The organism is Xenorhabdus sp. KJ12.1, assembly GCF_963876495.1.
GTDB lineage: Bacteria > Pseudomonadota > Gammaproteobacteria > Enterobacterales > Enterobacteriaceae > Xenorhabdus > Xenorhabdus stockiae.
Window position 1 is genome coordinate 1 of sequence record NZ_CAWNQH010000012.1, and the last position, 788, is coordinate 788.

The 788-nt window shown below is 53.4% G+C and carries 1 pseudogene; it reads left to right on the forward strand.

The features are described 5' to 3' along the window. Positions 1 to 788: pseudogene (locus AACS92_RS02110) on the forward strand (RHS repeat-associated core domain-containing protein); the annotation flags it as partial.

The window sequence follows — 788 nt, forward strand, 5'->3', positions numbered from 1 at the left end:
TTTGGTTATGACCGCCTGACCCGGTTGAATTCTGTCACCGCCTCCACCGGTGAAACCTATCGCTATGAACGGGATGCCGCCGGGCAAATTATCCGGGAAACCGATTTTACCGGGCGTACCCTTGAGTATCAGTACGATAAGCTGGGGCGCCGCACACTGACTCAATATCCTGACGGCCAACAACTCCGCTGGTATTACTCTGCCGCCGGTTCACTAATAAAACAGGAAAGCTGGCAACCGGAAGATGGCAAGTTAGAACTTAAAGCCACCACCACTTATGAATACAACAAACGGTATCAATTGGTGAAAGCCACTAACGCCGATGCTGTCGTCGAATATGAGTATGACAAAATCACTGGCCTGCCAATTTGCGAACGCATCAACGGACGGGAAATTACCCGTGAGTGGGATAGCCTGACCGGGCGTCCGGTCAGCGAAAGTGTGGATGGCAACACCCTGCATTTCGGTTATAACCTGTCGGGAAGTCTGAATCACTTTCAGCTTAACCAGCATGCACCACTGACCTTCCAGCATGATGCACTGGGGCGGGAAATCGTGCGCGAAAGTGCCAACGGTTTTATCCTTGCCAGTCGCTACACCGCAACTGGCCTGCTTGCACATCAATCGGCAGGACAGGCGACTCAGTTTTTCAGGGAAACGCTGGCACAAAATGACCCGCACTTCCCACCGCAAGCGACCGCCGTTAACCGGAGCTGGCAATACGACCGATCCCATAATGTGCGGGTGATTGACGACAGCCGCTGGGGGCAAACGCGCTACCGTTACAA